Below are 17,925 nucleotides of genomic sequence, written 5' to 3'. Positions count from 1 at the left end.
GTGCTGACGACTCCGTCACGGGGGAATACTCCCCTCCTCGGCCGCCATTGTTCACCATCAGGCCCGGTCGGCGCATCTTCGGGGGCGTCGTTTGCCAGGGTCGTCACGTTCCGGTGTGCGACAGGTCTCCTCGCGTAGGGCGTCCTAGGAGGCTAGGTGCCCGATTGCCGGGCTCCCGCTGGCCCCTGGGACCAGCGGCTCGGCGAAGGACCAGCCCGCCGCCAGCAGGGCGTCGCAGGCGGCGACGGCGACCGCCAGCCGCTCCTCGTGCGACCCCCGCAGCTCGACCACCGGCGCCCCGCAGCCGGCCAGCTCCGCCCGGAACCGCCCGGTCATCCAGGCCCGCAGGTGCTCCCCGTCCCGCAGGCCGTCGTCGGCGAACGGCACCCCGTCGTGGTCGGTCAGCAGGTACAGCGCCGGCCGGCGGGCCGCCGCCCGGACCGCCTCCGACGACGACCCGAGATAACGCTCCTCCCAGATCGCGGTGGCCCGAGCGTCGGTGTCGCAGAACAGCAGCGGACCGCTGACCCGGGCCGCCGCGTCCTCGGCGGCCTGCTGCTCGCGGACCACCCCCAGGAAGTCGTCCCGGTCCCACGTCACGTCGAAGACCGTCGCGTCCGGTCGGACACCCCGCAGCCCGGCGAGCTTGCGCTCGGTCAGCTCGCGGCCGTACTCCGGGACCCAGGCGGTGCCGTAGTGGGCGGCGAGCGCCTCCGCCATCGTCGTGGTGCCGGTGGACTCCGCCCCGACCACCACGACCCGGCGGACCAGCCAGGCCCGCACCGGCGGGCCCAGCCGACGCCAGTGCGCCGCCGGGTCCGCGCGCACGGCGGTGCCGGAAACCGGGACGGCACGCCGGTCCGGGTCCACGCAGACCGCGACCGCGTCGAAACGACGGGCCAACTCCTCGCCGTACGCCTCCGAGGAGAACACCGCGTCCACCGGCTCCCCGCCGAGCGCGTCGGCGAACACCGCGCAGTGCAGGTCCCAGACCGCCGGGTCGGCGTAGTCGACCGGGTGGTCGTCGTACCGGCCGACGAACCGCACCCACGGCGTGGCGGCGTGCGCCTCCCGCAGCCAGGCGACCCGCAGGTCCAGCGGGATCGACTCCCGCCGGGACGGGGCGACCACCACGGTGACCGCCGCGCAGCGGGCGGCGGCCGCCTCGATGAGCGCGTGGTGCCCGGCGTGCGGCGGGTAGAACTTGCCCACCACCAGGCCGTGCCGGAACTCCCGGCTCCGACTCTCGACCCCGGGCGCCAGCGCGGCGCTCACGCGGCGACCGGGGCCGGGCCGGGCGGCACCGGGGTCGCCGCCGCGCGCCGACGCAGGTCCGCCCGCCATTCCCGCAGCCCCACCACGCAGAGCGCCAGGAAGATGAGGTAGAGGCCGCCGGTCAGCCACAGTCCCTTGTACGCGTACAGCGGGATGTAGACGAGGTCGGCCGCGATCCACAGCCACCAGCTCTCCACCAGCTTGCGCGTCTGGCCGTAGGTGGCGAGCAGCGACAGCGCGGTGGTGACCGCGTCGGCCAGCGGCACCGTGGAATCGGTGGCCCGGTCCAGCAGCGCCCAGAGCCCGACGGTGAGCACCACCCCGGCCACGCCGAGCGCCCACCACTCCGGCCGGCTGGTCCGGGCCACGGTCAGCCGGCTGCGCCGCTCCCCGCCGAACAGCCAGTGCCACCAGCCGTAGAGCCCGAGGAGCACGTAGACGACCTGGAGGCCGGCGTCCGCGTACAGGCCGGCGGTCCAGAACAGCAGCATCAGCAGCAGCACGTTGGCGATGCCGATCGGCCAGTTGGCGATGTGCTGCCGGGCCACCAGCCAGACGTTGACCACACCGGTGGCGAAGCCGAGCAGCTCCGCCCAGGTGGTGCCGGCGCCCAGCACGGTGAACGCCGTGGCGGTGAGCCAGTCGAGCATGTGTTCCTCCCCCGTTCCCGAGCGCCCACCCTAGAGGCGGGTGTGGCGCGCGGAACAGCCCCCGGGGCGTACCGGACGGCGGCCGGCGTGCGAGGCTTCCGGCATGGTTCTTGAGGTCGCGCTGATCGACGTGACGCCCGGACACGAGGACGACTTCGCCGCCGCCTACGCGAAGGCGCGCCCGATCCTCGCCGGCACCGAGGGCTGCCGCTCGGTGCGGATGACCCGCGGCATCGAGTCGCCGTCCCGGTTCGTGCTGCTGGTGGAGTGGGACTCCGTCGAGGCGCACGACGTCAACTTCCGGCAGAGCGAGCGCTTCGGGCAGTGGCGGGAGCTCATCGGGCCGCACTTCGCCGGCCCGCCGCTGGTCGAGCACTTCCTCGACGTGCCGGCCTGAGCTGTCGTACCCCTGCCATAGCCTGCGCTCGACGCGCCGGCCACCGATCCCGACGGACATCGGGGGCGCCGGGCCCGGTGGCCGCGCGCCGAACGCCGCGCCGGGCAGAACAACCGGCCCCGACGGACATCGGAGCGCCGGGCCCGGTGGCCGCGCGCCGAACGAGCGGCCCGCTCAGTCGGGCTCGCGCGGCCGTGGCACCGGCGCGGGGCCGAGCCGCCGGCCCAGCAGCTCCACCGTCTCCTCCTCCGGCAACGCCGCGGCCAGCAGCCAGTCGACCAGCCGCTCATAGCGGGCCACGTCCGCCTCGGCGACCAGCCGCAGGTCGGTGGTGAGCGTCTCCACCAGCACGGTGCGCGGGTCGTCCGGGTCCGGATACGCGTAGTACGAGAACGGCGCGAGTGGGTGCAGGTCGCCGTAGGGGGAGGCGCTCCGGGGCAGCAGCCGGATGGTGACGTGCGGCCGTTCGGCGAGGACGACCAGGTGCCGGAGCTGGTCCCGCCAGACCTCGGCGGGAAGGCCGGCCGGGTCGCAGGCCCGCTCGTCGATCAGCGCGGTGTAGTGCGGAGGCTCGGGCCGGCACAGCACCTCCTGGCGCACCGCGCGGGCGCGCACGTCGGCCTCGACGTCCACGTCGTCGGCGAGCATCGCGCCGGCCGACACCCGCAGCCGGGCGTACTCGGGGATCTGGAGCAGCCCGGGCACCAGCACCGGCTGGTAGTCCACGATGCGGACCGCGCCCGCCTCCAGTTCCGCGTACGCCCGCTGCCGCTCCCCCATCTCGCCCAGCGCCTTGGACCAGCCGCGGCCGGTGGCGGCGTCCCGGGCGATGACGATCAGCTCGTCCCGCTGGTGGGGCGGCACCGCGTAGACGTCGAGCAGGTCGAGCACGTCGGCCAGGTCGGGCCGGCTCTGCCCCAGCTCGATGCGGGACAGCTTCGATGTGGACGCCCAGCCGAGCCGGCCGCAGACCTGCTCCAGGGTGAGCGACTCCCGGCGGCGCAGCCGGCGCAGCTCCGCGCCGAGCCGCACCCGCCGGACCACAGGACTTGCTGACAACGGCATGCGCGCCTCCCCACCGAGGGAGAGTACGCATGACCATCACGCAGGGCAATACCTTGCTCGCGCAGAGCTATCGCCGGGCGTCAGGGGCGGTAGGTGCCGAAGGACCAGACAAGGCCGGCCAGATCGCGGGCGGCGTAGTCACGGGAGCCGTAGTCGGTGTCGAAGGGCGGCCGGACGATCTCCGCCCCGGCCGCCCGGGCCCGCTCGTGGTGCGCGTCGACGTCGTCGACGGCCACGTAGACGCGGTAGTCGTCGTCGGCCGGCCGGCTCGCCGGGGCCGACCCCGGGCCGAGCATGACGAGGTCGTCGCCGTAGCCCAGCTGGGCGTGCCGCACCGTGCCGTCGGGTCCCTCGTGCACCTCGTGGACGGTGAGGCCGAACGCGGACCGGAGGAAGTCGATGGCGGCGCGGGCGTCGGGGTACCGGAGGACCGGGTAGATGCTTCGCATGGCTCCGAGTCTGCCGGTGGGCGGGTCAGCCGGGATTGGACGGATGCGATCCGGGCCGGGCCAGCGTCGCGGGTGTGGCCCCGGCGAACTCGCGGAATTCCCGGATCAGGTGCGACTGGTCGTAGTAGCCGCACCGCGCCGCCAGCTCCGCCCATCCGCCGCCGCCCGGGCCGGCCGCCGGGTGCGCGTCGCCGACCGGCGGGGTGACCAGAGTGCGGCCCACCATGGCGTACGCCCGTTGGAAGCGGAGCAGCCGGGCGACGGTCTTCGGCGGCAGGCCGAACTCCCGCCGGAACCGGACCGCCAGGTGGCGACGGCTCCAGCCGACCTCCTCGGCCAGCGCGCCGACGCCCAGCCCGCCGCCGCTGCCGTCGAGCAGCCGCCAGGCCCGCAGCAGGCGCGCGTCGACCGGCCCGGTCACCGCCAGCCGGGCCGCGAGGGCGGCGTCGAGCCGGGCGAACCGGCCCGCCCAGTCGGGCAGACCGGCCAGCTCGTCGCGGAGCCGGGCCAACCAGCCGCCGAGCCGGTCGACCGGGACCGCCCGGTTGGCCAGCTCACCCAGAGGCAGCCCGAGCAGCCGGCGAGCGGCCGGGGCGGTCAGCAGCACCTGCACACCGGCGCCCTCGCCGGCGGTACGCGTCGCGCACCAGCCGTCGAACGGCCCCGCCAGGAAGGCGTTCGTCGCGTGCGCGCCCCGGTCGGCGGCGCGCGGATCGGTCACGTCCAGCCCGGCGCCCCAGCCGAGGATCAGCACCACGAAGGCGCCGGCCGCCTCCCGGCGCACCAGCGGGGCGGCCGCCCGCTCCCGGTAGCCGAGGTAGCGGTCGACGTAGCGGCGCAGCCGGGGGTCGGGGAGCCCGAACACGGCCTCGGTCAGCACGGCGCCTCCCCCGACCCCGGTGCGTCACTTCACCCCGGCGGCGTCCATCCCGCGGAGTTCCTTCTTCAGGTCGGCGACCTCGTCGCGGATCCGGGCGGCCAGCTCGAACTGCAGCTCCCGCGCGGCGGCGAGCATCTGGTCGTTGAGCTCCTGGATGAGGTTGGCCAGGTCGGCTCGGGCCATCCCCTCCCGCGACGGCGTCGCCGCGCCGCCCCGGCCCCGGCTGCGGGTCTCCTTGACCGGCGCCTTGCCCCGGGACAGCTGCCGGACGGCCCCGCCGACCCGACTGTTCTCGGTGTCCTCCGCCTCGCGGTAGATGTCGTCGAGGATGTCGTGGATCTTCTTACGCAGCGGCTCCGGGCTGATCCCGTTGGCCTCGTTGTGCGCGATCTGCTTGGCCCGGCGCCGGTTGGTCTCCTCGATCGCCTGGGCCATCGACGGGGTGATCTTGTCGGCGTACATGTGGACCTGGCCCGAGACGTTACGGGCCGCGCGGCCGATGGTCTGGATCAGCGACCGGCCGCTGCGCAGGAAGCCCTCCTTGTCGGCGTCGAGGATCGCCACCAGGGAGACCTCGGGCAGGTCGAGGCCCTCGCGGAGCAGGTTGATGCCGACCAGCACGTCGTAGTCGCCCTTGCGCAGCTCGCGCAGCAGCTCCACCCGGCGCAGCGTGTCGACCTCGGAGTGCAGGTAGCGCACCCGGATGCCGTTCTCCAGCAGGTAGTCGGAGAGATCCTCGGCCATCTTCTTGGTCAGCGTGGTGACCAGGACCCGCTCGTCCCGCTCGGTCCGCAGCTTGATCTCGTGCATCAGGTCGTCGATCTGGCCCTTCGTGGGCTTCACGACGACCTCGGGGTCGATCAGGCCGGTGGGGCGGATCACCTGCTCGACGAACTCGCCCTGAGCCTGCTCCAGCTCCCACGGACCGGGGGTGGCGGAGAGGAAGACCATCTGGCCGACCCGCTCCAGGTACTCGTCGAAGCGCAGCGGCCGGTTGTCGGCCGCGCTGGGCAGCCGGAAGCCGTGGTCGATCAGCATCCGCTTGCGGGAGGCGTCGCCCTCGTACATGCCGCCGATCTGCGGAATCGTCACGTGCGACTCGTCGACCACGGTCAGGAAGTCGTCGGGGAAGTAGTCGAGCAGGCAGTGCGGCGGGCTGCCGGGCAGCCGGCCGTCGATGTGCATCGAGTAGTTCTCGATGCCGGAGCAGAAGCCGACCTGGCGCATCATCTCGATGTCGTAGGTGGTGCGCATCCGCAGCCGCTGCGCCTCCAGCAGCTTGCCCTGCCGCTCCAGCTCGGCCAGCCGCTCGCCCAGCTCGACCTCGATGTCGCGGATCGCCCGCTCCATCCGCTCCGGCCCGGCCGCGTAGTGCGTGGCCGGGAAGATCATCAGGCTGTCGACCTCGCGGACCACGTCGCCGGTCAGCGGGTTGAGGTAGTAGAGCTTCTCGATCTCGTCGCCGAACAGCTCGATCCGGACGGCCAGCTCCTCGTAGGCCGGGATGATCTCCAGCGTGTCGCCCCGGACCCGGAAGGTGCCCCGCTGGAAGGCCATGTCGTTGCGGGTGTACTGGATGTCGACCAGCCGGCGCAGCAGCTGGTCGCGGTCGAGCTCCTGCCCGACGGCGACCCGGACGGCCCGGTCCAGGTATTCCTCCGGGGTGCCCAGGCCGTAGATCGCCGACACCGTGGCCACCACGATCACGTCGCGCCGGGTGAGCAGCGACATGGTCGCCGAGTGCCGCAGCCGCTCGACCTCCTCGTTGATCGAGGAGTCCTTCTCGATGTAGGTGTCGGTCTGCGGGATGTAGGCCTCGGGCTGGTAGTAGTCGTAGTAGGAGACGAAGTATTCGACCGCGTTCTGCGGCAGCAGCTCGCTGAACTCCTTGGCGAGCTGGGCGGCGAGGGTCTTGTTGGGCGCGAGCACCAGGGTCGGCCGCTGGAGCCGCTCGACCAGCCACGCCGTGGTGGCGCTCTTGCCGGTGCCGGTCGCGCCGAGCAGCACCGTGTTACGGTCGCCACGTCGCACACGACGCTCAAGCTCGTCGATGGCTGCCGGCTGGTCGCCGGCCGGCTTGAACTCGCTGACGACCTGGAAACGGCCGTCGAGCCGGGGAATGTCGAGCGCCATGACATCAACGGTACGCCCGAGGTCCGACACTTCCGGGCCGAGCACGCACCGTCCCTGATCGGCTTCGATATTCCCATTGTGTGGCTCATCTCACCGGACTACCCTCGTACCGTAGGCCGCTCGCGGCGGCCGACCGGGCCGGTGGCCGCCCCTCCGGGGCCCGGCCGCCCCCGGCACCGGGGGTCGCAGCACCCGAGAAACCGGCGTGCGCACCCGAGGTGGTCGCGCTCGAGGCGCTGACCGGCCGCCGCGAGCGCCCCTGCTCGTCACCGAAACCCGGCAGCCGCGTTGTGCACTCGTGGAGACCTCTCCCGGACGCCGGCCGCGACGCGCTCGCACCCGCGACACCGGCCCGCTCCCCGCCGACGAAGCCCGCCCCTCCCCACCCGAGCCCCGCCCACCCGCCGCCCCGCAGGCGGGCGAGCCCACCGCGACCGACGCAGACGGAGGACCCGGCGGACCGGGCCCTGCCGGCCGGGCAGAAAGTGCTGTCCCGCCTCCGGGCGAACCGCCCACGGCAGCCGACCGGAACGGCCTCACCGCTTCCCGCCCGGCTTCGCCCGCCGAGGCCAACCCCGAGCCGGCCGCCCACGCTGTGCCCGCCGCTTCCGAGCCGACAGCCCGCCCCACGGGCTCCCGCCCCGCTTCGCCCGCTGACGCCACCGCCCCCGAGCCAGCCGCGGATCTTGGCGACTCACCGTCCGCTCCCAACGACAACTCGCCAAGATCACGGAGGTGGCGGCGCGGAGCGGTCCACGCCACCGACATCCCCACGGCCACCGACCCCGGTGCCACGGCCCTCCCCCGCGAGCCGGGCCGCGGCCACCACCGCGCCGCCACGACCGCGAGCCGACCCGTCGGCGACGCCGCCCGCCGCCCGCGCGTCGATCCGCCGGTCGGCCGACGCCCGGCCGCCCCGGTCGGGCCGCCCGGCGGCCCCGAGCTGGACGGGACGGACGACCCACCCGAGCAACCGACCCACCGCCGCGCCGCCCTGGTCGCGCTCGCGGCGGCCGCCACGGCCTCGGCGGCCGCCCTGGTCGCCGGCCTGCTGAGCTGGTCGCCCGAGCCGGCCGACCCCGCCGAGACAGCCCGTCCGCTCACCGCCGCCGAGGCCGAGCGGCTGGCCGCCCTGCGGGTAACCAACCAGCGGGACGTCCGCGCCGGCGTACGGGTCACCCTGGGTGCGGGCGGCGGCCGTACCGAGCTTGTCGGGTGGGTCGACTGGGCCAGGCCACTGGTCTACCTGGACGTGGGCGGTCCCGGCGCGGGCGCCGAGCGGGGGCTGGTCCAGGGGACCGCGTCGGCGCTGCTGGTCCGGCCCGATCCCGCCGCGACGCCCACCCCGGCGCCGCCGCCGCTGGTGCCGCCGGACGACCGGTGGCGGCTGCGGGAGCTGCCGGCCGGGCGCGGCCTGCCCGCGGTGCGGGACCTGCTGCTCGGGCTTGGCACGGCCCGGGTGGACCCGCCCCGCCCCGAGGCGCGCTGGCTGCGCCGGGAGACCGTCGACGGCGTCCCGGTGGACGTGCTCCAGGCCCCTCTTCCCGCGCTCGAAAGTGCCGGGTCGGCGCCGGACCGGCGGCCCCGGCTCTGGGTGGACCGGGACGCCCGGCTGCACCGGCTGGCCGGCTGGCTGCCGGACGGCACCCCGGTCACCGTCGAGCTGGCCCGCAGCGACCGCCCCACGCTGCGGCCGGTGGACGCGCTCGGCGGGCGTCCGGGGCTGCCCCGGGCGCTCTCCGACGCCGAGGCGGACCGGTTGGCCCGGCTGCCCGCCCGGCTGCGCGCGGCCGGCGGCGCCACGCTGACCGTGACCGCCCCGTCCGCCGACCTGCGCGGCAGCGGCTGGGTGAGCTGGGCGGGCTCCGCGGCGTACCTCTCGATCGTGGCGGCCGACGACGCCGGACGGCGCACGCTGGTGCGGGCGCGGCCGGGCAGCGTGGCCCGGCTCGTGGTGCCGGCGGAGGGCGCGGCGGCCCCGCCGCTGCCGGCGCCGGCCGGGCTGGTCCGGGCGGTCGGGCGGCCGCCGGGCGACGACGTGGAGCGGCTTGTCGACGCGGCGCTGCGGGGCACCGCCAGCGCCGTGCCGGCCGCCGCGGCGGTCCGGATCCGCGACGACCGGGTGGCGGACCGGACCGTGGACGTCATCGAGGTACGCGGCCGGCTGCGCTGGTGGATCGACCGGAGCGGGCTGCCGCGCCGGCTGGAGCTGCGGACCGCGCGGGGCGTCTGGGTTCAGCTGGACCTCGCCCCCGGGCGGGTGCCGGTGCTACCCGGCGCCGAGCGTCCCGTCAGGAAGCCGGCGAAACGCCGCTGAGCGGGCTCACGGCCGCCACCCGGTCTGCGCGGCCCACTCCTCGGCCCGCAGGTGCTCCTCGTCGAACCAGGGGTCCTTCAGCGTCCCGTACGTGGCGCTGTCCGGCGCGGACGCGGCCAGCTCCCGCTTCAGCTGCAGGTACGCGGACCGCTGCCCCGGGTCGGCGCGCAGGTGGTCGCGCGTCAGCAGGGCGTAGCGCCAGCCGGGCGAGTCGGCCACCCGCAGGTGCAGGTGCACGGGGCGGCCCGGGTCTGCGCTGCCGTGCAGCCGCTTCTCCCAGTGCCGGCTGCCGGGCGGGCGGGGGGTGTCCCGCCAGTCGCCGGGCAGCCGGGGGAAGCCCGCCTCGGCGAGCCGGTCGGCGAGCGGCCCGTCCGCGTCGGCCAGGGACGGCACGGTGAGCTGGATGTCGATGACGTCCTTGGCGGCCAGTCCGGGCACCGCCGTCGAGCCGATGTGGTCGACCCGCAGGTCGGCGCCGGCCGCGTGGCGGATCCGGGCGGCCAGCCGGGCGTACTGCTGGGGCCAGGTCGGGTCGGGTTCGGTGAGCACCACCTGCTCGGGCCGGACCGCGCGGCGTTCGCGGACGTTGCGCTCGTAGGGCCGCAGGCGCTCGTGCCAGAGGGCGTCCACGGCGGCGTGCAGGTCGGCCAGCGTGCCGTCGTTGCCGAGCAGGACGTCCGCCGCGGCCTGCCGGCGGGCGTCGTCGGCCTGCGCGGCGATCCGCCGCTCGGCCTCCGCCCGGTCCATGCCGCGGTCGCGGGCCAGCCGCTCCAGCCGGGTGGCCACCGCCGCCTGCACCACGAGCACCAGGTGGTACGTGGGCGCGAGCCCCACCTCGACCAGCAGCGGCACATCGTTGACCACGACGGCGTCGGGGGGCGCCGCGGCGACCAGCGCGGCGGTGCGGGCGCGGACCCGCGGGTGGGTGATCGACTCCAGCCGCCGGCGGGCGCCCTCGTCACCGAAGACCACGGCCCCCAGGGCGGCCCGGTCCAGCGCCCCGTCGGCGTCGAGGACCCGGTCGGAGAAGGCCGCGACGATCTCGGCGAGGCCCTCGCTGCCCGGCGCGACCACCTCGCGGGCGATCCGGTCCGCGTCGACGATCACCGCGCCGAGCGCGGCCAGCCGGCTGGACACCGCGCTCTTGCCCGACCCGATCCCGCCGGTCAACCCCACCTTCAGCACCGGAACAGTCAACCCGATCATCGTTTCCGGCGCCAACTTGCCCCGGACACGGCGAAGGCCCCGCCCCCGGCGACCCGGTGGTGCCGGATCGCGGGGACGGGGCCCCTCGTCGTCAGCGACTACGTCAGCGTCGGCCTCGCCGAGCTGGACTCGTCACCGGGTCACTTGCCGCCGGCGAGCTTCTCCCGCAGAGCGGCGAGCGCCTCGTCGGTGGCCAGCGTGCCGGCCGGCTCCTCGGCCTGACGGCTCGGGGCCGTCGTCGAGGTGGTGGTGCCGGTGACGGCCGGAGCCGGGTTGGCAGCGGCCTCGGCGTCGGCGGCCCGGGAGGTCTGCACCTGCTTGGTGTGGGCCTCCCAGCGCTGGCGCGCCTCGGCGTACTGCTGCTCCCAGGTCTCGCGCTGCTTGTCGTAGCCCTCGAGCCACTCGCCCGTCTCCGGGTCGAAGCCCTCCGGGTAGATGTAGTTGCCCTGATCGTCGTAGGTCGCGGCCATGCCGTAGAGGGTCGGGTCGAAGTGCTCCTCGCCCTCGACGAAGCCCTCGTTGGCCTGCTTGAGCGACAGCGAGATCCGGCGCCGCTCCAGGTCGATGTCGATGACCTTGACCATGACCTCGGAGCCGACCTGCACGACCTGCTCCGGGATCTCCACGTGGCGCTCGGCCAGCTCGGAGATGTGGACCAGGCCCTCGATGCCGTCGTCCACCCGGACGAAGGCGCCGAACGGCACGAGCTTCGTGACCTTACCCGGCACGATCTGCTGGATCGCGTGGGTGCGGGCGAACTGCCGCCACGGGTCCTCCTGGGTCGCCTTCAGCGACAGCGAGACCCGCTCGCGGTCCAGGTCGACGTCCAGGACCTCGACCTCGACCTCCTGGCCCACCTCGACGACCTCGGACGGGTGGTCGATGTGCTTCCAGGAGAGCTCGGAGACGTGCACCAGGCCGTCCACGCCGCCCAGGTCGACGAACGCGCCGAAGTTGACGATCGAGGACACGACGCCCTTGCGGACCTGGCCCTTCTGCAGCTTGTTGAGGAACTCGGTGCGCACCTCGGACTGCGTCTGCTCCAGCCAGGCCCGGCGGGACAGCACCACGTTGTTGCGGTTCTTGTCCAGCTCGATGATCTTGGCCTCGAGCTCGCGACCGACGTACGGCTGCAGGTCACGCACCCGCCGCATCTCGACCAGCGACGCGGGCAGGAAGCCGCGCAGGCCGATGTCGAGGATGAGACCACCCTTGACGACCTCGATGACCGAGCCGCGGACGACGCCGTCCTCGTCCTTGATCTTCTCGATCGTGCCCCAGGCCCGCTCGTACTGCGCCCGCTTCTTGGAGAGGATCAGACGCCCCTCCTTGTCCTCCTTCTGGAGGACAAGGGCCTCGATGTGGTCACCGACCGAGACGACCTCGGCGGGGTCCACGTCGTGCTTGATCGACAACTCCCGAGAGGGGATGACGCCCTCGGTCTTGTAGCCGATGTCGAGCAGGACCTCGTCCCGATCGACCTTGACGACGGTGCCTTCGACAATGTCGCCGTCGTTGAAGTACTTGATGGTCTCGTCGATCGCGGCGAGGAAAGCCTCCTCGGAACCGAGATCGTCGTGCGTGACCTTGTTGGCGCTCGAGGGGGCCTCGATGCTGCTCGTCATGTGGGCGGTTGCTCCGGTCGGATGGGTTGTCACAGCAGGCGTGGCGTCGCAGTGACCTGTCCGCGCCAGCGGATCCGTCGCCGGGCACACCGAACGATCGCCATGAGAAGATCATTAGTGGCTCCGGTGACCGCACACCTGCTCCCTGCCGAGGCACACGATCCGCGAGCGCATCGTCTAGCCTACCCGCTGCATTACCACAGCGTGCAAGCCCTCCCAGGTCTCCTCGGGCGCGTCAGCTGCGAAAGCGGAGATTTCGCGCGGTAAGGTGCCACAGCTGTCTCATCCGTCACACCTGCCCCACCCGCCACACGGCCGCCCGGCCGTCGTGCGCGGCACCCGGGGGCCTAGCGTGAGCGGGTGGACGACGACAGGGTGACCCGGCGCCGGGTGGGCGCGGCCGAGGTCCGCCGGGCCAACCGGGGCTGGTGGGACACCGACGCCGACGCCTACCAGGCCGAGCACGGCGCGTTCCTCGGCGAGGTGGACTTCGTCTGGTGTCCCGAAGGGCTGCGCGAGGCCGACGCCCGGCTGCTCGGCGAGGTGGCCGGCCGCCGGATCCTGGAACTCGGCTGCGGCGCGGCCGCCGCCGCCCGCTGGCTCGCCGCGCAGGGCGCCCGGCCGGTCGCCCTGGACCTCTCCGCCGGCATGTTGCGGCACGCCGCCGAGGCCGCCGCCCGGACCGGCGTACGCGTGCCGCTCGTGCAGGCCGACGCGCTCGCCCTGCCGTTCGCCGACGCGGCCTTCGACACGGTCTGCACGGCGTTCGGCGCGATCCCGTTCGTGGACGACTCGGCGGCGGCCATGCGGGAGGTGGCCCGGGTGCTGCGCCCCGGCGGCCGGTGGGTCTTCTCGGTCACCCACCCCATGCGCTGGATCTTCCTGGACGACCCGGGCGAGGGCGGGCTCACCGCCGTGCACTCGTACTTCGACCGCTCCCCCTACGTCGAGCAGGACGAGCACGGGATGGCCACGTACGTCGAACAGCACCGCACCCTCGGCGACCGGATCCGGGAGCTGGTCGGCGCCGGGTTCCGGCTGGTGGACCTCGTGGAGCCGGAGTGGCCGGCGGGACACGAGGGGATCTGGGGGCAGTGGAGCCCGCTGCGCGGCCGGCTCTTCCCCGGCACCGCCATCTTCGTCGCGGAGAAGCCGGCCGCCGGCTGACGCGTCGTTTCCGGCCGGCGGCCCCGGGTAACCGCGCGCATGGCCGAGAAGGAGGAGTTCCGCCGGGGCGACCACGTCTCCTGGGCCAGCCACAGCGGCCGGGCGTACGGCGTCGTCAAGGAGAAGCTGATCGACCGGACGCACATCCGCGGGCACGCCGTGAACGCCACGCCGGAGGAGCCCCAGTACCGGATCCGCAACGACGACTCGGGCCGGGACGTCGCCCACCGACCGGAGGTGCTGCGTCATGAGCCGAAGTGACGATCCGCAGCAGACGTACCGGGAGTTCACCGACGCGGTGAACATGAAGCCGGGCGAACTCCAGAAGTGGCTGGAGACCGACGAGTCCAAGCACGTGGGCTGGCGGAAGGGCACCCCGGGCGGCGAGTCGGTGGGCCACGAGTCGGGCCGGAGGATCATCGACCTGCTGCGCCGCAAGCGCGACCAGCTCACCGCCGCCGACTACAAGCACATGCGCAAGGTCGTCGGGTACGTCCGGCGGCACATGGCCCAGCGGCCGAGCGGCGACGTGCGCCGCACCCGCTGGCGGTACTCGCTGATGAACTGGGGCCACGACCCGGTCAAGGCGCCGCTCCCGCCGCCGGGCGGCCCGTCCCGCAAAGCCCTGCAGCGGCACGGCGCCCCGCCGAAGGAACGCCGCGGGCCGGGCCGCTGAACAGGGGGGACGGCGGCCCGCCGCGGCAGCGGGTTCGCCGCGGCGAGGAGGCCGACCCGCGCGCTTGACCCTGCCGCTGACGGCAGGGTCGGACGATCGGCGGCATGAACGACGAACAGCAGCGGACCGTGGTGGTCACCGGCGCGGGCACCGGCATCGGCCGGGCCACCGCCCGCGCCTTCGCCACCGCCGGCGCCCGCGTCCTCGCCGTCGGCCGGCGCGCCACGCCACTGGCGGAGACGGCCACCGGTCACCCCCTGATCACCCCGGTCGTCGCCGACGTGACCGACGCCGACGCGCCGGCCCGGGTGGTCGGCGCCGCCCTTGCGAAGTACGGCCGGCTCGACGTCCTGGTCAACAACGCCGGGATCGCCGGCGGCGGCCCCCTGGCCGGGTTGGACGAGCCGGCGGCCCGTCGTCAGCTCGACACGAACCTGCTCGCGCCGATCCGGCTGGCGCACGCCGCGGTCGAGCCGCTGACCGCGAGCCGCGGCGTGATCGTCAACGTCACCACCACCGTCGGCCAGCGCGCCTGGCCGGGCAGCTCGGTGTACGCGGCCGGCAAGGCCGCCCTCGACTCGCTGACCCGCAGCTGGGCGGTGGAGCTGGCCCCGCGCGGCGTCCGGGTCGTGGCGGTGGCCCCCGGCGCGATCGACACGCCCATCGGCGAACACCAGGGCCTCTCCCCCGACCAGCGCGCCGCGGTACGCCGCTGGCAGCTCGACCACACTCCCCTGGGGCGGATCGGCCGGCCCGAGGACATAGCCTGGGCCATCCTGCGGCTCAGCGACCCGGCGGCGGCCTTCGTCACGGGTGTGGTGCTGCCGGTCGACGGCGGAGCGCTGGTCGCCTGACGGCCGGGTCGACACGGGACGGAGGCACGCGGGTGCGGATCGGCGAGTTGGCACGGGTGACCGGCTGCACGCCGCGTGCCCTGCGGCACTACGAGGAGCAGGGCCTGATCGCGGCGACGCGGGCGGCGAACGGCTACCGCGAGTACGACGGCTCGACGGTCGCCCGGGTCCGCAACATCCGGCATCTGCTCGGCGCCGGGCTGACGCTGGACGACGTCCAGGTCTTCCTGCCCTGCCTGGACGGGGACGTGGCTGCCGCGCCGCCGTCACCGGCCGGGCTGCGCGTCGGGCGGGAGCGGCTGGCCGTGCTGGAGGCCCGGATCGCCGCCCAGCTCGCGGTCCGGGACCGGCTCGCCGCCGCCCTGCGCGACGCCGCCGCGGCCCTCGGCGGCGGGGACAACCGGCCCCGAGCCTCGTCGACCAGCCCGGCGCGCTAGCAGTCTCGGAACAGGTGCCGTTGGCGCCGAACGGCAACGGTCCGAGATTGCGGGTCCCGCCGGGTCGGTCAGTGGTCGGCGCTGTTCCAGTCGCGGCCCTCGCCGACGGAGACCTCCAGCGGCACCGAGAGCGGGTACGCCTCACCCATCTCCTTGCGGACCAGCGCCTCCAGGGCCTCCCGCTCGCCGGGGGCGACCTCGAAGACCAGCTCGTCGTGCACCTGGAGCAGCATCCGGGAGCGCAGCCCGGCGTCGCGCAGCGCGGAGTCGACGTGCAGCATGGCGACCTTGATGATGTCGGCCGCGGAGCCCTGGATCGGGGCGTTGAGCGCCATCCGCTCGGCCATCTCCCGGCGCTGCCGGTTGTCGCTGACCAGGTCGGGCAGGTAGCGGCGGCGGCCCAGGATGGTGGAGGTGTAGCCGTCCTGCCGGGCCCGGGCCACCACCTCCTGGAGGTAGTCGCGCACCCCGCCGAAGCCGGCGAAGTAGTTCTCCATCAGGCCGCGGGCCTCCTCGGCGGTGATCCCGAGCTGCTGGGACAGGCCGAACGCGCTGAGCCCGTACGCCAGGCCGTAGTTCATCGCCTTGATCTTGCGGCGCTGGTCGGCGGTGACCTGGTCCACCTCGACGGTGAAGACCGAGGAGGCGGTGGCGGCGTGGAAGTCGTGCCCGGAGTTGAACGCCTCGATCAGCGCGTCGTCGGAGGACAGGTGCGCCATGATCCGCATCTCGATCTGGCTGTAGTCGGCGGTGAGCAGGCACTCGTAGCCCTCGCCGACCACGAAGGCCCGCCGGATCCGCCGCCCCTCCTCGGTGCGGATCGGGATGTTCTGCAGGTTGGGCTCGGTCGAGGAGAGCCGGCCGGTGGCGGCCACCGTCTGGTTGAACGTGGTGTGGATCCGGCCGTCGTCGGAGACCGACTTGAGCAGCCCGTCGACGGTCATCTTGAGCTTGGCGACGTCGCGGTGGCGCAGCAGGTGTTCGAGCACCGGGTGCGGGTTCTGGGCGTAGAGCCACTGGAGGGCGTCGGCGTCGGTGGTGTAGCCGGTCTTGATCTTCTTGGTCTTGGGCAGGCCCAGCTCACCGAAGAGGATCTCCTGGAGCTGCTTGGGCGAACCCAGGTTGAACTCCCGCCCGACCGCCGCGTAGGCGCCCTGGGCGGCGGCCTTCACCTCGGCGGCGAAGTGCGCCTCCAGCTCGGACAGGTAGTGGGTGTCGGCGGCGATGCCGGTGCGCTCCATGGTGGCCAGCACCCGCATGAGCGGCAGCTCGACGCCGGCCATCAGCCGGGCGGACTGCTCGCCGTCGCGGGACAGCTCGGCGTCGATCGCGTCGGCCAGGTCGAGGGTGGCCCGGGCCTGGAGCATCAGGTTCTGCTCGGCCGCGCCGTCGTCGCCGAGCCCGTCGAGGGTGAGCTGGCCGCTCTCCGGCGCGTCGACCCGCAGCTCCCGGTGCAGGTAGCGCAGCGCCAGGTCGGTGAGGTCGTAGGAGCGCTGGTCGGGGCGGGCCAGGTAGGCGGCGATCTGCGTGTCGCGGGAGATGCCCTGCAGGTCCCAGCCGTGGGCGGCGAACGCGAGCACGGCGGGCTTGCTGTCGTGCAGCACCTTGGGGCGGGCCTCGTCGGCCAGCCAGCCGGCCAGCGCGCCCTCGTCCTCGGGGTCGAGCGTGGCCGGATCGAACCAGGCGCCCGCGCCGCCGGCGGTGGCCAGCGCCATCCCGGTCACGGCGGCGGTGTGCCGCCGGTTGGGGCCGGTGTCGAGCTTCGCCGCCACGCCGACCGGGGCGCCGGCCGGGGCGTGCTCGGCCAGCCAGCCGGCGAGCGCGCCGGGCTCGGTGAGCACCTGCCCGGCCAGCTCGAAGCCGGCCTCGGCCTCCGGCTCGACGGCCTCCAGGTACTGGTAGAGCCGGTCGCGCAGGATGCGGAACTGGAGGGTGTCGAAGACCTGGTGCACGGCCTCCCGGTCCCAGCCCTGCCAGCGGGCGTCCTCCGGGCGCACCGGCAGCTCCAGGTCGGTGACCAGGCAGTTGATCTCGTAGTTGCGGATCACGTCGGCGAGCCGCTCGCGCAGGCTGTCGCCGGCCTTGCCCTTGATCTCGTCGGCCCGGGCCACGACGCCCTCGACGCCCTCGTAGAGGTTGATCCACTTGGCGGCGGTCTTCGGGCCGACGCCGGGCACGCCGGGCAGGTTGTCGCTGGTCTCGCCGACCAGGGCGGCCAGGTCGCGGTAGCGGCCGGGACCGACGCCGTACTTCGCCTCGACGGCGGCCGGGTCCATCCGGGCCAGGTCGGAGACGCCCTTGCGCGGGTAGAGCACGGTGACCTGGTCGCCGACGAGCTGGAACGCGTCCCGGTCGCCGGTGGTGATCAGCACGTCCATGCCCTGGTCGCGCGCCTGGCAGGCGAGGGTGGCGATGACGTCGTCGGCCTCGTAGCCCTCCTTCTCCACGACCGGGATGCGCAGCGCCGCGAGGACCTCCTTGACGAGGCTGACCTGGCCTTTGAAGTCGGTCGGGGTCTCGCTGCGGCCGGCCTTGTACTCCGCGTACTTCTCGGTGCGGAAGGAGCGGCGGGAGACGTCGAAGGCGACCACGATGTGGCTGGGCTGCTCGTCGCGGAGCACGTTGATCAGCATCGAGGTGAAGCCGTAGACGGCGTTGGTCGGCTGCCCCGTGGTGGTGGAGAAGTTCTCCACCGGCAGGGCGAAGAACGCCCGGTATGCCAGGGAGTGTCCGTCGACGAGGAGCAGGCGCGGCGTCGTAGCTGTCACGGCAGCGACTCTAGCCCGTGGGCCCG

At 74.2% G+C, this 17,925-nt stretch carries 16 protein-coding genes; 7 read left to right on the top strand and 9 right to left on the bottom strand.

Going from position 1 to position 17,925, the window contains the following annotated elements; translation table 11 throughout:
* Positions 1-144: 144 nt before the first annotated feature.
* Positions 145-1,275, bottom strand: a complete 1,131-nt coding sequence (locus tag NLX85_RS23425; RefSeq protein WP_254338508.1) for an AAA family ATPase — start codon at positions 1,273-1,275, stop codon at positions 145-147.
* Positions 1,272-1,925, bottom strand: a complete 654-nt coding sequence (gene pnuC, locus NLX85_RS23420) for a nicotinamide riboside transporter PnuC (protein WP_254338506.1) — start codon at positions 1,923-1,925, stop codon at positions 1,272-1,274. Before pnuC ends, NLX85_RS23425 begins: the two co-directional genes overlap by 4 nt.
* 103 nt (positions 1,926-2,028) lie before the next feature.
* Here pnuC and NLX85_RS23415 point away from each other — a divergent pair, with 103 nt between their 5' ends.
* Positions 2,029-2,322: an antibiotic biosynthesis monooxygenase gene (locus tag NLX85_RS23415; RefSeq protein WP_254338504.1), complete on the top strand. Its 294-nt coding sequence runs from the start codon at positions 2,029-2,031 to the stop codon at positions 2,320-2,322.
* 174 nt (positions 2,323-2,496) lie between these two features.
* Here NLX85_RS23415 and NLX85_RS23410 read toward each other — a convergent pair whose 3' ends face one another.
* From NLX85_RS23410 to uvrB, 4 genes are all read right to left on the bottom strand, one after another.
* Positions 2,497-3,387, bottom strand: coding sequence for a DUF5753 domain-containing protein (locus NLX85_RS23410; protein ID WP_254338502.1), 891 nt, complete (start codon positions 3,385-3,387; stop codon positions 2,497-2,499).
* 80 nt (positions 3,388-3,467) lie between these two features.
* On the bottom strand, positions 3,468-3,836 hold the full coding sequence (locus NLX85_RS23405; RefSeq protein ID WP_254338500.1) for a VOC family protein: 369 nt from the start codon (positions 3,834-3,836) through the stop codon (positions 3,468-3,470).
* Between the two features lie 25 nt (positions 3,837-3,861).
* On the bottom strand, positions 3,862-4,716 hold the full coding sequence (locus NLX85_RS23400) for an AraC family transcriptional regulator (RefSeq protein WP_254338498.1): 855 nt from the start codon (positions 4,714-4,716) through the stop codon (positions 3,862-3,864).
* Positions 4,717-4,740: 24 nt separating this feature from the next.
* Positions 4,741-6,849, bottom strand: coding sequence for an excinuclease ABC subunit UvrB (gene uvrB, locus NLX85_RS23395; protein WP_254338496.1), 2,109 nt, complete (start codon positions 6,847-6,849; stop codon positions 4,741-4,743).
* Between the two features lie 595 nt (positions 6,850-7,444).
* Between uvrB and NLX85_RS23390 the strand changes: the two genes are divergently transcribed.
* Positions 7,445-9,166: a hypothetical protein gene (locus NLX85_RS23390; RefSeq protein WP_254338494.1), complete on the top strand. Its 1,722-nt coding sequence runs from the start codon at positions 7,445-7,447 to the stop codon at positions 9,164-9,166.
* A 6-nt stretch (positions 9,167-9,172) separates the two neighbouring features.
* Here NLX85_RS23390 and coaE read toward each other — a convergent pair whose 3' ends face one another.
* Together coaE and rpsA are read right to left on the bottom strand one after the other, a co-directional pair.
* Positions 9,173-10,351 carry a dephospho-CoA kinase gene (gene coaE / locus NLX85_RS23385; RefSeq protein ID WP_254338809.1) on the bottom strand — a complete coding sequence of 393 codons (1,179 nt, stop codon included), beginning with the start codon at positions 10,349-10,351 and terminating at the stop codon, positions 9,173-9,175.
* 161 nt (positions 10,352-10,512) lie between these two features.
* A complete protein-coding gene (gene rpsA / locus NLX85_RS23380; protein WP_254338492.1) occupies positions 10,513-11,997 on the bottom strand; it encodes a 30S ribosomal protein S1 in 1,485 nt (494 codons plus the stop codon).
* Between the two features lie 360 nt (positions 11,998-12,357).
* Here rpsA and NLX85_RS23375 point away from each other — a divergent pair, with 360 nt between their 5' ends.
* The 5 genes from NLX85_RS23375 to NLX85_RS23355 all read left to right on the top strand — a co-directional run bounded on the left by NLX85_RS23375 (position 12,358) and on the right by NLX85_RS23355 (position 15,131).
* A complete protein-coding gene (locus tag NLX85_RS23375; RefSeq protein ID WP_254338490.1) occupies positions 12,358-13,164 on the top strand; it encodes a class I SAM-dependent methyltransferase in 807 nt (268 codons plus the stop codon).
* A 39-nt stretch (positions 13,165-13,203) separates the two neighbouring features.
* Positions 13,204-13,425, top strand: coding sequence for a DUF2945 domain-containing protein (locus tag NLX85_RS23370; RefSeq protein WP_254338488.1), 222 nt, complete (start codon positions 13,204-13,206; stop codon positions 13,423-13,425).
* Positions 13,412-13,840, top strand: a complete 429-nt coding sequence (locus NLX85_RS23365; RefSeq protein WP_254338485.1) for a DUF3140 domain-containing protein — start codon at positions 13,412-13,414, stop codon at positions 13,838-13,840. Before NLX85_RS23370 ends, NLX85_RS23365 begins: the two co-directional genes overlap by 14 nt.
* Before the next feature lie 104 nt (positions 13,841-13,944).
* The gene (locus NLX85_RS23360) at positions 13,945-14,694 is read left to right on the top strand and encodes an SDR family NAD(P)-dependent oxidoreductase (RefSeq protein ID WP_254338483.1); all 750 of its coding nucleotides are present in this window, start codon (positions 13,945-13,947) and stop codon (positions 14,692-14,694) included.
* A 32-nt stretch (positions 14,695-14,726) separates the two neighbouring features.
* Positions 14,727-15,131 (top strand): MerR family transcriptional regulator, encoded by a 405-nt coding sequence (locus tag NLX85_RS23355; RefSeq protein WP_254338481.1) that lies wholly within the window; start codon positions 14,727-14,729, stop codon positions 15,129-15,131.
* A gap of 68 nt (positions 15,132-15,199) precedes the next feature.
* Here the strand turns inward: NLX85_RS23355 and polA are convergent, their stop codons facing one another.
* Positions 15,200-17,899, bottom strand: a complete 2,700-nt coding sequence (gene polA, locus NLX85_RS23350) for a DNA polymerase I (RefSeq protein ID WP_254338479.1) — start codon at positions 17,897-17,899, stop codon at positions 15,200-15,202.
* Between the last annotated feature and the right edge of the window lie 26 nt (positions 17,900-17,925).

This window comes from Micromonospora sp. A3M-1-15 (assembly GCF_024213425.1).
Classification (GTDB): domain Bacteria; phylum Actinomycetota; class Actinomycetes; order Mycobacteriales; family Micromonosporaceae; genus Micromonospora; species Micromonospora chersina.
Note: the sequence above shows the minus strand (reverse complement) of the source record. Positions and strands in the feature narration are given on the sequence as shown.